Annotated in this window: 12 protein-coding genes; all 12 read left to right on the forward strand. The window is 72.1% G+C overall.

Annotation, left to right across the window (positions count from 1 at the left end; all coding sequences use genetic code 11):
- Positions 1 to 73 precede the first annotated feature (73 nt).
- Positions 74 to 265: a hypothetical protein gene (locus G6038_RS03545; RefSeq protein WP_165035948.1), complete on the forward strand. Its 192-nt coding sequence runs from the start codon at positions 74 to 76 to the stop codon at positions 263 to 265.
- Between the two features lie 185 nt (positions 266 to 450).
- Positions 451 to 693, forward strand: a complete 243-nt coding sequence (locus G6038_RS03550) for a helix-turn-helix transcriptional regulator (RefSeq protein ID WP_100058431.1) — start codon at positions 451 to 453, stop codon at positions 691 to 693.
- A 5-nt stretch (positions 694 to 698) separates the two neighbouring features.
- Positions 699 to 1,934: a HipA domain-containing protein gene (locus tag G6038_RS03555; RefSeq protein ID WP_165035949.1), complete on the forward strand. Its 1,236-nt coding sequence runs from the start codon at positions 699 to 701 to the stop codon at positions 1,932 to 1,934.
- Positions 1,935 to 2,039: 105 nt separating this feature from the next.
- Complete coding sequence (locus G6038_RS03560; protein ID WP_165035950.1) at positions 2,040 to 4,124, forward strand: hypothetical protein; 2,085 nt, start codon at positions 2,040 to 2,042, stop codon at positions 4,122 to 4,124.
- Between the two features lie 4 nt (positions 4,125 to 4,128).
- Positions 4,129 to 5,784, forward strand: a complete 1,656-nt coding sequence (locus G6038_RS03565; protein ID WP_165035951.1) for an ATP-binding domain-containing protein — start codon at positions 4,129 to 4,131, stop codon at positions 5,782 to 5,784.
- Complete coding sequence (locus G6038_RS03570) at positions 5,781 to 6,404, forward strand: DUF4175 domain-containing protein (protein ID WP_165035952.1); 624 nt, start codon at positions 5,781 to 5,783, stop codon at positions 6,402 to 6,404. The genes G6038_RS03565 and G6038_RS03570 overlap by 4 nt, the downstream gene beginning before the upstream one ends.
- A 12-nt stretch (positions 6,405 to 6,416) precedes the next feature.
- Entirely contained in the window at positions 6,417 to 7,370 is a 954-nt protein-coding gene (locus G6038_RS03575; RefSeq protein WP_165035953.1) for a hypothetical protein, read from the forward strand.
- Positions 7,371 to 7,413: 43 nt separating this feature from the next.
- Positions 7,414 to 8,337 (forward strand): LysR substrate-binding domain-containing protein, encoded by a 924-nt coding sequence (locus tag G6038_RS03580; RefSeq protein WP_165035954.1) that lies wholly within the window; start codon positions 7,414 to 7,416, stop codon positions 8,335 to 8,337.
- A 205-nt stretch (positions 8,338 to 8,542) separates the two neighbouring features.
- Entirely contained in the window at positions 8,543 to 9,730 is a 1,188-nt protein-coding gene (locus G6038_RS03585) for an acyl-CoA dehydrogenase family protein (RefSeq protein WP_165035955.1), read from the forward strand.
- Complete coding sequence (locus G6038_RS03590) at positions 9,727 to 10,980, forward strand: CoA transferase (RefSeq protein WP_165035956.1); 1,254 nt, start codon at positions 9,727 to 9,729, stop codon at positions 10,978 to 10,980. Before G6038_RS03585 ends, G6038_RS03590 begins: the two co-directional genes overlap by 4 nt.
- A complete protein-coding gene (locus tag G6038_RS03595; protein WP_165035957.1) occupies positions 10,977 to 12,158 on the forward strand; it encodes an enolase C-terminal domain-like protein in 1,182 nt (393 codons plus the stop codon). Before G6038_RS03590 ends, G6038_RS03595 begins: the two co-directional genes overlap by 4 nt.
- 31 nt (positions 12,159 to 12,189) lie before the next feature.
- A complete protein-coding gene (locus G6038_RS03600; protein WP_165035958.1) occupies positions 12,190 to 13,329 on the forward strand; it encodes a CaiB/BaiF CoA-transferase family protein in 1,140 nt (379 codons plus the stop codon).
- The last annotated feature ends 91 nt before the right edge of the window (positions 13,330 to 13,420 follow it).

Below are 13,420 nucleotides of genomic sequence, written 5' to 3' on the forward strand. Positions count from 1 at the left end.
CCTCCCGCGCTCGTGTGACCCAGCGCACTATTCTTCACAGTCGGGCAGGGGGCCTCGGGAAGGTGCTTGGGTCATGGTGGTCGCGAAAGTCGTTCTGTGGTGTGCGTTGCTGGTGGGTCTGGTCGGCGCCGGGATCGCCGTCAACGCGCTGCACGTGCACGGTGCCGTCGGCGCGCTGATCGTGGCGTCGGTCGCGGGCCTGGTGCTGCTGCGGCTTCGGCCCGCAGCCCAGCTCGAGGTCGAGCCGGATCGCATCACCCCCTGACCGGTCGCGCCCTGCCGCCCGGGTCCCTTGGGCCTGCGAGCGCCTGCCGAAGGCTCGAATCCAGGGGACGAGCTGTGTCTCGCCCGTGTTGAGCTTGCGGTGGCAGGCACAAGCCTGGACAACCGGGCGTGGCGACGGCATACTCGACGCAAAGCATGCCCTCGCAAGCGCAGGGAGGAGGCGCCGTGGCCACGCCTCGTCGTCGCACCCGCACGGGACGCGGCGGTCTCGGTGACCACTTCGTGGACCGGCGGCACCGGCTCGGCCTCACCCAGTCCGAGCTGGCCGACCTCGCCGGTGTGTCGCGCTCGAGCGTCCAGTCGCTCGAGTCCGGCCGCGCCACCGTGCAACTCGACCTCGTCGTGGCGATCGCCGACGCGCTGGGCTGCGACCTGACCCTCACCACGCGCGGCGACCGGGCCGGGTGAGCGCGGTGGTCGAACGCCTGGTCGCCGTCGACAGCGCCGACGTGTACAAGGGCGACCGCCTGGCCGGGCACCTCACCCGGGACGGCCACGATGTCGTGTTCCGGTACGCGCAGGACTACCTCGACGATCCGGCCGCTCCCGCCCTCGCGTGGACGGTGCCGAAGACCGGCGAGGAGGTTCGCGCCGGCGGCGGCAGCGTGCCCCCGTTCTTCGCCGGCCTGCTGCCGGAGGGCATCCGGCTCCGCGGCGCCGTCGCCGCCACCAAGACCTCCGAAGACGACCACCTCACCATCCTCATGGCGGTCGGCGCGGACACCATCGGCGATGTGCGGGTGCTCCCCGCCGGCGCTCGGCCCCCGACGTCGACGCTCCTGCTCGACCCGGATGCCGTCCGACGTGAGGACCTGCACGAGCTGTTCGACCGGATCTCCGGCCACGAGTCCGTCGTCCTCGACCCGACCTCCCTGCCGGGAGTGCAGGCGAAGGTGTCGGCCCAGATGTACTCCGCCCCCGTCGCGACGGTGCGGGGCCCCGCCATCCTCAAACTCGCACCGCCCCGCGGTTACCCCCGCCTGGTCGAGAACGAGCACTTCTTCATGGGTCTCGCGACCGCCTGCGGCCTCGCCGTCGCCGGGCATCAGCTCGTCTACGACCGCAGGGGCAACGCGGGACTGCTCGTCGCCCGCTTCGATCGATGGATCGGTCCCGGCCACACCGTCCACCGCACCGCGCAGGAGGACGCCTGCCAGGTCCTCGGTGTCTACCCGGCGGCCAAGTACCGGCTGAAGACCGAACGCGTCGTCCAGGCGCTGGCCGCCGCGTGCGAGCACGGCGGCGGATCGGCCCGCGTCGCCACCCTCGAACTGCTGCGGCTCGTGGCCTACTCGTACGCCGTCGGCAACGGCGACCTGCACGGGAAGAACTTCTCCATCCACCTGACCGAGGCCGGGCTGTGGGCCGTCACCCCGGCCTACGACCTCCTGTGCACCCAGCCCTACCTCGGTTGGCGCGACCCGATGGCCCTCGACCTGTACGGCAAGGCCAACAAGCTCACCCGCCGCCACTTCGTCGAGTCCGGCGGCCGGCTCGGGGTGCCCGAACGCGCCGTCACCCGGATGCTCGACGGGATCCGGCGCGGGATCGCCGGCGGCCTCGACCGCGTCGCCGAGATCGGGTTCGACGACCGGGACACGGCCCGCCTGCGGGACATGCTGGTCCGGCGCGCCGACGAACTCGGCTGATCCGGTCGTCGTACGACGGCCGGACCGCCGGCCGGTAGAGTCCCCGACGGGCGTCCCGCACGAGACCGCGGTCGCCTGTCGCGGATCGAAGAGGAGCACCGGGTCGTGTCGCTGTGGTCGACTGCACTGTCCCCCGGGATGCTCAGCGAGTACGTCTGGATCGACCTCATGCCGTGGCTCGACCGGTACGGCTCGGCCCGCAACGCGCAACTGGCCGCCCTCGCGCCCGACGAGCGCTGGTGGGAACGTCGGTCCCCGGCGGAGACCGCCGCCTCCGCCGACGTCGTGGCGATCTGCGGGGAACTGGCCCGGATCTACGTCACCGAGCACCCCGATCTCGCGTTCTCCACGGGAATCGCCGACACCGCCGACGTCCCCGTCGCGGCCCTCGGGCTCGGCACCCGCGCCGCCGCCACCGTCGCGCGGCTGCCCCGCGCGGCGACCACCGCCGGTCTGCTCGGTTACACGCCCGCCGCCCTGTTCTCGGTGCGCGGCGCGGGCCCGGAGACCGTGCACCAGATCGTGCAGGCCGTCCTCGTCCTCGCGATCCTGCGGGACCCGGCGTCGCTGCGGGTGGCGACCGACGCCCCCACGCTCCCGCCGGCGCTGTCGCTGCTGCTCGACGACCTCGTCGCGCTCGCGCGGTGGCGCGGGCTGCGCGCCGAGCCCGACCGGCCGTTGGTGCGGGTCGAGCTCGAGGACGGCACCCCCGAGGAGATCCAGCAGGTCGCCGCGCGCATCGCCGCCCTGACCGCACGTGACCTGCCCGTGCCGGCGCCCCACCGCGCGCTCGACGAACTCGCCGCGTACGTCGCCGGGCTGTCCGCGCCCGAGCGCGACGCGATCCGCCGCCGCGTCCTCGGCGACGAGCCGCCCGACCCGGACGCTCCGTCGACCTTCGCGTTCGGTACCGCCGTCGGCGACCTGCTCGCGGCGCTGCGCGTGGACGTGCGCCCCGTCGCCGCCCTCGACCGGATGCTGGGGCTGCGGCCGGAGCTGGCCCAGCCCGTCCCGGGGCTCGACGTGCCGCTGTGGCGGGCTCTCGCCCGCCTCGACGACCGCTTCGAGGTGGCCGACGGGTGGGTCGCCGTGCCCGGTCTGGCCGAGGCCGAGCGCCGCACCCACGCGCTGCTCGCCGAGTTCGAATCCCCGAACGGGGTCGTCGAACCCGCGGCTGTCGCTGTCGTGTGGGACCTGCCCGCCGCGGAGATCGCCGCGTGGCTGCGCCGGTGCGGGGTACCGATGTTCGAGGGCCGCGCTCTGACCCGGCGATCCGCGTTCGCCGATCATGCCGCGGCGGTTCTCGAGGTGATCGGGGATCCGCTGCCGGCCGCGGAGCTCGTCGACCGGATGGGCACCCCCGCGGGTCCCGCCGCCGTGATCGACGCGATCGGCGCCGACGAGCGGTTCACGCTCTCCGAGGACGGCCGGTGGGCACTCAGCGAATGGGAGACCGACGAGGCGGGCGCGGTGCGCGGCCGCATCGGCCGGATCGTCGACGCCGACGGCGGATCCGCCGACCTCGATCGCGTCGTCGACCGGCTGGTCGAGCGGTTCGGGGTGTCGCCGACCAGTGCCCGCATCTTCGCCGGCAGCGGCGACTTCGAGATCGTCGACGGCCGGGTGCGCCGGCGCCGCCGCACCCACGTGAGCATCAAGCCGCCGCACCGCACCCGTCGCCTCTACCGCCTCGGCGACGTGTGGCGGCTGCGGGTCACCGCCACGCGTGACCACCTGCGCGGTGCCGACTTCCCGGTGCCGTCCGCGGTCGCGGGCGTCATCGGCTGCGCCCCGGGACGCGAGGTCTCCCTGTCGTCGAGGCTGGGTACCCAGGTCGTGCGCTGGACGGGCGCGTCCCCCCATCTCGGCAGCGTGCGACGGTTCCTCGAGGACCTCGGGGTGGAGGAGGGCAACGAGATGTTCCTCGAGTTCCACCCCGGCGGACGGTTCGACGTGCTGCCGCTGCGCACCGTCGCCGACAACGCCGAACCGCTGCGCAAGGCACTCGCCCTCATCGGCCACTCGGCCCCGGAGATCGTCCCGGACGAGGGCGTCGCGCCGGCCTTCGCCGCCGCCGTCGGCCTGGGCGACGAGACCCGGCCGCGCCGGGTGCTCAGCGCCTACCGGGCCCGGCACGAGGCCGAGGTGACCGCATTGCTCGAGCAGGCATGGGTGCGCGTGCCAAGCTGAGCGCATGCCGATCCGCAGACCCGAGCATCCGCTGTTGGCGAACGACGCCGAACGCGTCGTCTGGGACGCGCTCGTCCGGCAGCTCGGCGACGGTGATCTCGTCGCCGCGGGCCGGCGCGTCACCGACCATCTCAAGGACCACGAGATCGACTTCGTCGTCGCCCTCGAGGGCCACGGCATCGCGTGCCTCGAGGTCAAGGGCGGCCAGGTGTGGCACGACGGCTTCCAGTGGGTGCAGGCCCGGCAGGGCAAGGACCGGTCGATCGATCCGGTCCGGCAGGTGATGCAGTCCTGCTACGCGCTGCGCCGCTACGTCGAGGCCGACCCCCGCTGGACGCAGCGCCGGCTGCGCTGGGACCACTTCGTCGTCCTGCCCAACACCGAGGTCCGCGCCGACTTCGCCCTGCCCGAGTGCCCCCGCTGGAAGGTGATCGACCGCAACGACCTCGGCAGCATCGCCGATCGGCTGCGTGCGGTGCTCGACAAGCAGGAACTCGACCGGCCGGCCCTCGTCGCCGACGGCGTCGACCAGTTCGCCGAGGTGCTCGCGGGCCGTGGCCTGCCGCAGCGCGACGTGGTGTCGCGTGCCGTCGCCAACGAGGACGCCGCGGACCGGCTCACCGAGCAGCAGGCCGTCATCCTCGACGCGACCCGCCTGCTGACCCGCGTCGAGGTGCGCGGCGGCGCCGGCACCGGCAAGACGTTCCTCGCCCTCGAGCAGGCCCGGCGCCTCGCGGAGCAGCACCAGCGGGTCGCGTTGATCTGCTATTCGCACGGTCTCGCGTCGTACCTGCAGCGGATCACCGCGACGTGGAACCGGAAGAAGCGGCCCGCATATGTCGGCGAGTTCCACGCCCTCGGCCGGCTCTGGGGGGCCGCCGAGGGGCCCGACGAGGCCCTGCGCACCGCCGACACCGTGCGCTTCTGGGAACACGACCTGCCCGCCCAGATGACCGAGCTGGCCCGGTCCCTGCCGGAGGGACAACGCTTCGACGCGGTCGTCGTCGACGAGGCGCAGGACTTCACCGACGCCTGGTGGGATCCGATCATGGCCGCCCTGCGCGACGAGGAGACCAGCGGCATCTACGTGTTCACCGACGAGGCGCAGCGGGTGTTCGACCGGGAGGGCCGGCCCCCGGTGCCCCTGGTTCCGCTGGTGCTCGACCACAACCTGCGCAACACCCGGCAGATCGCGGGGACCTTCGGCCCGCTCGTCGGGCAGCGGATGCGTCTGCTCGGCGGCGACGGCCCCGACGTGCAGTTCGTCGCGTGCCGCGGCGACGAGGCGCTCGCCGTCGCCGACGACCGGATCGACGCCCTGCTCGACGAGGGGTGGCGGCCCGGCGACGTCGCGCTGCTCGCGACGGGCAGCCGGCACCCGGAGCAGGTGGCGCGCCAGTCCGAGGGCAACTCGGCGTACTGGGACAGCTTCTGGGACACCGAACAGGTCTTCTACGGGCATGTCCTCGGCTTCAAGGGTCTCGAGCGCCGGGCGGTGGTGCTCGCGGTGAACGAGACGCAGCCCCAGGAGCGCTCGCGCGAGCGCCTGTACGTGGGGTTGTCCCGGGCCCGCGATCAGCTGGTGGTGTGCGGGGATCCGGACTTCGTCCGGCAGGTCGGCGGCCCGGAGCTGGCGGCCCGGCTGGGGATCGGCCGATGAGCCTGCTGCGGGACTGGACGGTGTCGGCGACGGCGGGGGAGTTCGTCGGATTCCTCGTTCCCGCCGTCGTCGGGGCCGTGCTGTTCGACAGTGCCGCGGCGCTGCCGGCGCTGATGGCGGCCGGTGTCGTCGAGGGGTCGGTGCTGGGCTGGTCGCAGGCCCGGGTGCTGCGGCACCGGCTGCCGGCGATGTCGGTCCGGCGCTGGGTGCTGGGCACGGGTGTCGCCGCCGCCTGCGCCTACCTGCTGGGGATGTCGCCCTCGACGTTCCACGAGACGTGGTCCGCGTGGCCGGTGGCGATCCCCATCGCGCTCGGTGTGGTCTTCGCGGTGGCGTTGCTGGGTTCGATCGGGGTCGCGCAGTGGCTCGAGCTGCGCCGGCACCTCCCACGCGCCGGGCGCTGGATCGTGTGGACGGCCGGTGCGTGGCTGGCCGGTCTCACGCTGTTCCTCGCGGTGTGCACGCCGCTGTGGCGGCCCGGCCAGCCGCTGTGGCTCACCGTGGCGATCGGGGCCCTCGGCGGCCTGCTGATGGCGTTCGTGACCGCCCTGGTCACCGGCTTCGGCATCCGTCACCTGCTCGGCACGGGGCATCCTGCTGCGCCCGTCGTGAACGCGTAGCACCATGGAGCCATGGCCGACGACGCGCACATCGAGGAACCGGGTCCCGCCGACGAAGGCGTCGCCCGCGCCCTGCGGGACGCGATCGTCTCGGTCGAGGCGGCCGTCGCGCGGGTACACGAGTTCTCCGAGGAGATCTTCGAGCTGGTCGGCGCGCCCGAAGGCGGGGACGCCGTCGACCACCACAACGCGCTGACCCGGGTGGCGGGGCTCCTGGACGCCACCGGGCAGCTGCGCGCCACCGACTGGGAATCCGTGCGCGGCCTCGGCGACGTACTCGCCGATCGGGCCGGGCGGCTGCGCGTCCACGCCGGACGGGTGCTCGACGGGCTCGCCGCCGACGCGCCGCCGCAGGATCGGGTGGCCTGCCTGCAGCAGGCCGCGGAGGCCGACCGGCTCGGCGAGACGTTGCAGCTGCTCGTCCTTGTCGAGGACTCGCTGAACCTGTGGCAGCGGCTGCGGCTCGAACGGATCCGCACCGTCGAGCCGGACCGGCTCGAGCACGAACGCGCGGCGATCGGCACGACGCTGGCCGGGCGCGTCGAGCGGGACGTCGCGCTGCTGCTGTGCGCCCGCGCCCGGCTGGCGAGCTACGCGGAGCTCAAGCCGTTCGAGCTGGTGCGGTGGCTGTCGACCGCCCGGGTGAAGAAGGACATCGCCCGGCTCCGGGCGGACCTGGACGACGTCGCGGCGGCGTTCGGCAGCGCCGCGGAACGCGCCCTCGAGGCCGAGGATCCGTCGGTGGCCGAGAACCTGGCGGAGCTGGGCAAACCGGTCCGGGCCGTCGGCGGTGCCCTCGGCGACAGCGCCCGCACCCTCGGTGACAGCGCCCGCACCCTCGGCGGCCGGGCCGTCGGGGCGGGCAGCACCGGGGTCGGCAAGCTGGGCAGGGGGCTGCACCGGGTCGCGGAGCCCCGCCGGCGGCCGGGCGGCGACGTGCCGCTGACGACCGCCCCCGACGCCTGACCGCCGCGCGGGGCGCGGCGCGGACCGCCCATATGATCGATTCATGAGCAGCGACCGGGCGCCGGCCTTCACCATGCGGCAACTGGTCGCCTTCGTCGCCGTCGCCGAGACCGGCACGATCAGCGCGGCGGCCGACCGGTTGCTGGTGTCGCAGTCGGCCGTGTCGCTGGCCGTCACCGAACTCGAGAAGGCGCTGTCGGCGCAGCTGTGCGTGCGCCGCCGCGCCCACGGCGTGCAGCTCACGCCGGCGGGGGAGTCGCTGCTGGCCCGGGCGCGGGCCCTGCTGCAGCAGGCGGGCGAGATCGAGGACGAGATGCTCGGTGCAGGCGGCGAGCTCGCCGGCCGGCTCGCCGTCGGCTGTTACACGACGGTCGGGCCGACGATCCTGCCGCCGCTGCTGTCCGAGTTCACCGAGCTTCATCCGCGGGTTTCGCTCGAGTTCCGGGAGGCGATGGCCGATGAGCTGGCCGAGCGGCTCGAGGGTGGGGCGCTGGACGCGGTGATCACCTACGACCTGGAGCTGCCGCCGGCCTGGCGCACCGCCACGCTGATGACGAGGCGGCCGGCGCTGGTCGTGCCGGCGGGGCACCGGCTGGCGGCCACGCCCGGCCCGGTGGAGCTGGCCGCGGTGCGGGACGAACCGATGGTGTTGCTCGACGCGCCGCCGGCGTCGACACACGCGCTGCAGGTATGTGCGCGGGCCGGGTTCACGCCCCGGATCGAGTACCGGTCGGCGAACTACGAGACCGTGCGGGCGTATGTCGGCCGGGGTCTGGGCTGGACGATCATGCTGCACCAGCCGCAGCTCAACCGCACCTACGGCGGACTGAAGATCGTGCTGTTGCCGATCGACGTCCCCGAGCTCGATCCGGTGCGGCTGGTCATCGCCTGGCGACCCGACGTGGTGCTCAGCCGGGTGGTGCGCGAGTTCATTTCGTTCGCGACGGCTCGCGTGGGCCGGCTGTAGATCGGTGTCTCCTTTGGGCTGTCAGGGCCGCCCGAAAGACACACCGCAGGTTTCCTCATAACGATCACCACATTCTTGTTCTTTTCTGAGGTTGTGACTGCGGACATACTGGGTTCCGACGCGCTGATCGGCAGCGCGCGGTCCGGGTTCCGTTCCCGGTGCCGATGAGAAGCGCTGATTCACAACCACTTCGAGGAGATCGATAATGTCTGCCACGGACGCCCTGCATCCGCCGGTCCTCTTCGCGCCGGAATACGAGGAGTTCGCCCAGTGGGTCCGCGAGTTCGCGGCACCGCACGCCGAGAGCTACCTCGAACGCGCCCACAGCGAGGAGTTCCCGTGGGACCTCGCCGAGAAGATGGCCGCCCAGGGCCTCCTCGGCCTCGGCGTCTCCGAGGAGAACGGCGGCCAGGGCCGCATCGGCGAGGTGCTCACCAAGACGCACCTCGGCATCGCCCACGAGGAACTGGCCTACTCGAACTTCTACCTCACCCAGCTCGCCTACACGAACAACCTCACCGGCCCGCTGCTCGAGCGCTTCCTCGCCCCCGATGTCGCGAAGGACTGGGTGCGCGGCATCGTCGAGGGCCGCCACGTCGTCGCCCTCGGCCTGACCGAGCCGGGCAGCGGATCGGACGCGATGGCCATGCGCGCCAAGGCCGAGAAGGTCGACGGCGGCTGGAAGCTCAACGGCGAGAAGACGTCCATCACCTTCGCCCCGCACGCCAAGGCGATGATCACGTTCGTCAAGGCCCGTGGCGCCACCCCGGAGGAATCCGGCGTCACCGCCTTCCTCGTGCCCCTCGACTCCGAGGGCGTGAGCATGCAGAAGTTCCCGGACGCCGGCTGGAAGCCGCTCGGCCGGGCCGGCGTGTTCCTCGACGACGTCTTCGTCCCGGACGAGTACGTCATCGGGGGCGTCGGCAACGGATTCCGGCTCGTCATGAGCGAATTCGACTACACCCGTTCGGTCATCGGCCTGATGTCGACCGGCGTCGCCCGCAAGGCCCTCGACATCACCATCGACTACGTCAAGTCCCGCAAGGCCTTCGGCAAGCCGGTCGCCTCGTTCCAGGGTGTGTCCTTCCCCATCGCCGAGAACGCCACCAAGCTCGAGGCGGCCCGCTGGCTCACCTACCGCGCCCTCTCTCTCTCCGACGCCGGCAGACCCTTCACGAAGGAGGCCGCGATGACCAAGCTCTACGCCACCGACGTCTCGCTGCAGACCATCCGCGACTGCATCGTCGCCCACGGCCACAGCGGCTTCGCCGAGGAACTGCCGCTGCAGGCCATGCTGCGCGACGTCTCCGGACTCGAGATCGGCGAGGGCACCCCGCAGATCCAGAAGGTCGTCATCGGCCGCGCGCTGCTCGGACGGGAGGCCACCGCATGATCACCCCCTCCCGCCGCGCCCTCGACGGAGTGCGGGTCGTCGACCTGACCCAGGCCCTCGCCGGGCCGTTCTGCACGTCGCTGCTCGCCGACCAGGGGGCCGACGTGATCAAGGTGGAGCCGCCGCGCGGCGACTTCCTCCGCTACGCCGGCCCGTTCGCCTCCGACGACGAGCCGCGCGACTACGGCGGAGTGTTCCAGTCGGCCAACCGCAACAAGCGGTCGATCGTGCTCGACCTGAAGAAGCCCGAGGGCCGCGACGTGCTGCTGCGGCTGATCGACGACGCCGACATCCTCGTCGAGAACTTCAGCGCCGGCGTCATGGACCGCTTCGGCCTCGACTACGACACCCTCGCCGTGCGCAATCCCCGCCTGGTGTACGCCTCGATCCGCGGATTCGGCGACAAGACCGGCGGGCACAGCCCCTACCGGGACTGGCCGGCGTTCGACATCGTCGCGCAGGCCATGGGTGGGCTCATGTCCATCACCGGGACCGACGCCGAGCACCCCGTCCGGGTGGGTTCCGGTGTCGGCGATACGGTTCCGGGCCTGTTCGCCGCCTTCGGGATCCTCGCCGCCCTGCGCGACGCCGAGCGCACCGGGCAGGGCCAGTACGTCGACGTCGCCATGGCCGACGCCGTCCTCGCGATCTCCGAGGTCGTGGTCAACACCTACGGCCACACCGGCCGGGTCCCCGGCCCGCTCGGCAACCAGCTGCAGGGTTTCGCACCGTTCGACACGGTGCAGGCAAAGGACGGTGTCGTCGCGCTGGGTGCTCCGCACAACCCGCAGTGGGCCAAGCTCGCCGCCGTCATGGGGCAGCCGGAACTCGTCGACGACCCGCGGTTCGCCACCGACCACGACCGGTGGCTCAACCGCGACGCCGTCTACGAGGTGGTCAACGCCTGGACCCGGACCCGCACCATCGCCGAACTCATCGAGCTGCTCGGGGGCAAGGTGCCGCTCGGTCCGATCCTCGACGCTGCGGACATCTTCGCGGACCCCCACTTCCGGGCCCGCGACATGCTGCCGACCGTCACGCACCCGCACAACGGCCGCGCCGTCACCGTCCCCGGTATCCCCGCCAAGCTCTCCAACACTCCGGGCGCGGTCGAGCGCCGCGCCCCGCTCGTCGGCGAGCACACCGTCGAGATCCTCCGCGAGGCCGGCCTCGACACCGCCGAACTCACGGCCCTGGCCGACGCCGGCGCCACCGTCATCCCTTCTTCCGCTCAGGAGCACGTCGCATGATCATCACCAAGGTCGAACTGATCCCGGTCTCCACGCCGCTTGTCAAGCCGTTCCTCATGCCGGGGACCCGGATCACCCACATCCATTCCGTCGTGCTGAAGCTGCACACCGACGAGGGGATCGTCGGCTACGGCGACAGCGGCGACACCTCCACCTGGTACCGGGGCGAGACCCAGGAATCGATGACGGCGATGATCGCGAACCACATCGCCCCGGCGTTCCTGATCGGCCAGGATCCGCTCAACATCGAGAAGATCGTCGGGCAGATGGACACCTTCGTCCGCGACAACAACCAGGCCAAGGCTCTCGTCGACTTCGCGCTGCACGACCTCAAGGGCAAGGCTCTGGGCGTGCCGGTGTACCAGCTGCTCGGCGGGAAGAACGCCGACGCCTCCGTGCAGGGCTGGGTCGCCTCCGCCGGCCCGGTCGACCAGGTGGTCGCCGAGGCCGTGCAGGCCCACGAGAAGGGCTTCTGCCTGATCAAGCTCAAGTCCGACGGCAACTCCGACCACGACGTGGACAACGTCCGCGAGGTCCGTGCCGCGCTGGGGGATTCCGCTCGGATCGTGGTCGACGCCAACGGCTTCTGGAACTACGACCAGGCGCTGAAGACGATGCGCCGGCTCGACCGGTACGGCATGGAGTGCATCGAGCAGCCCGTGCCGCACTGGGACATCGAGGGCATGGCCCGCCTGCGCACCCGCATCGACACCCCGATCTTCGCCGACGAGTCGGCGCAGGAGCTGCACAACATCCGGGAGATCATCGAACGGCGCGCCGCCGACGGCCTGTTCATCAAGATGCAGAAGGCCGGCGGCCTGCTCAAGGCGCAGCGCTGGCTGACGATGGCCCGCCTCGCCGACATGGCCGTCATGAGCGGCTGCATGATCGGCTCGGGCCTCGAGGCCAGCCCCTCGGCGCACCTGATGATCGCCAACAACTGGGCGTCGCAGTTCACCCACGAGAACCTCGGTCCGCTGATCATCAACAACCAGTGGGAGAACGCCGAGCAGAAGATCACGCAGGACATCGCCCTGAACGTCCCGGTCTTCGCCGACGGCAAGCTCTACCCGAACGAGGGCCCGGGCTTCGGAATCGAACTCAACGAGGAGTTCATCGCCTCGCACATCACCGAGGGCAAGCAGACCGTCACCGTCGGCGAACTGGTCGGCGTCTAGCGACGCCGAGAACCCGCAGGAGTAGATCACGATGACCGAACACCGGACGGGCCCGCTGGCCGGCCTGAAGGTCGTGGAACTGGCCGGGCTGGGACCGGCGCCGTTCGCCGCGATGTTCCTCGCCGATCAGGGCGCCGACGTCGTGCGCGTCGAGCGCACCGGCGCCGGGTTCACCATGCCCATCGACCCGCGGCTGGACACCCTCCAGCGCGGCAAACGGATGATCGCCGCCGACCTGAAGGACCCGGACGGGCTCGCGACGGTGCTCGCGCTGGTCGAGAAGGCTGACGTGCTGATCGAGGGCTACCGGCCCGGCGTCACCGAGCGCCTGGGTCTGGGCCCCGAGGACTGCTGGGCGCGCAACCCGAAGCTGGTGTACGGCCGGATGACCGGCTGGGGCCAGGACGGGCCGCTCGCGCAGCGCGCCGGGCACGACCCCACCTATCAGGCCCTGGTCGGATCGCTGCACGCGATCGGCCGGGCCGGCGGGCCCCCGCAGCTGCCGCTCAGCCTGGTCGGCGACTTCGGCGGTGGGGCAATGTATCTCGTGTCCGGCATCCTCGCCGCGCTGTGGGAGGCGCAGCGCTCCGGGTGCGGCCAGGTCGTCGACGCCGCGATCGTCGACGGCGTCGCGCACCTGATGGCCAACCCGTATTCGATGCTCGCCGGGGGCGCGTGGAACGACGAGCGTGGCACCAACCTCATCGACTCCGGGGCCCCGTTCGTCGACGTGTACGAGACCTCCGACGGCCGGCACGCCGCGGTCGCGGCCCTCGAACCACCCTTCTACGCGCAGCTTCTCGCCGGCCTCGGCCTCGATACGGACGGTGAGCTACCGGGGCAGTGGGACCGCCGGCGCTGGCCGGAGCTGCGCGAGCGGATCGCCGCCGCGTTCGCCACCCGCCCGCGCGACGAGTGGGCGGCGGTCTTCCGTGACACGGATGCCTGTGTCGCCCCGATCCTTTCGATGACCGAGGCGCCCGCCGACGCGCACCTCACCGCCCGGGGCACCTTCCTGTACCGGGACGGTCACCCCGAACCTGCGCCCGCGCCCCGCTTCTCGCGCACCCCGGCGGGCGTGCCGACGGCTCCTCCCGTGCCCGGTCAGGACGACCCGTCCGAGATCCTGCGCACGTGGGGCGTTCTCGACGCCGTCGGGCCGACCTCCTGACCTGCAGGTTCACCGGATCCGCGGGTGGCGACCGGTGTCGGTGCCACCCGCGGTCCCGCATGCCGCCATTATTGAGCAGACCTGTGGAATA

The organism is Rhodococcus sp. 14C212 (genome assembly GCF_011058195.1).
Taxonomy (GTDB): Bacteria; Actinomycetota; Actinomycetes; order Mycobacteriales; family Mycobacteriaceae; genus Rhodococcus; species Rhodococcus aetherivorans.

Coding starts and splice junctions, on each gene's coding strand:
- G6038_RS03600 (WP_165035958.1), top strand. CDS start 12,190: ATGACCGAACACCGGACGGGCCCGCTGGCCGGCCTGAAGGTCGTGGAA.
- G6038_RS03570 (WP_165035952.1), top strand. CDS start 5,781: ATGAGCCTGCTGCGGGACTGGACGGTGTCGGCGACGGCGGGGGAGTTC.
- G6038_RS03575 (WP_165035953.1), top strand. CDS start 6,417: ATGGCCGACGACGCGCACATCGAGGAACCGGGTCCCGCCGACGAAGGC.
- G6038_RS03595 (WP_165035957.1), top strand. CDS start 10,977: ATGATCATCACCAAGGTCGAACTGATCCCGGTCTCCACGCCGCTTGTC.
- G6038_RS03590 (WP_165035956.1), top strand. CDS start 9,727: ATGATCACCCCCTCCCGCCGCGCCCTCGACGGAGTGCGGGTCGTCGAC.
- G6038_RS03545 (WP_165035948.1), top strand. CDS start 74: ATGGTGGTCGCGAAAGTCGTTCTGTGGTGTGCGTTGCTGGTGGGTCTG.
- G6038_RS03580 (WP_165035954.1), top strand. CDS start 7,414: ATGAGCAGCGACCGGGCGCCGGCCTTCACCATGCGGCAACTGGTCGCC.
- G6038_RS03565 (WP_165035951.1), top strand. CDS start 4,129: ATGCCGATCCGCAGACCCGAGCATCCGCTGTTGGCGAACGACGCCGAA.
- G6038_RS03585 (WP_165035955.1), top strand. CDS start 8,543: ATGTCTGCCACGGACGCCCTGCATCCGCCGGTCCTCTTCGCGCCGGAA.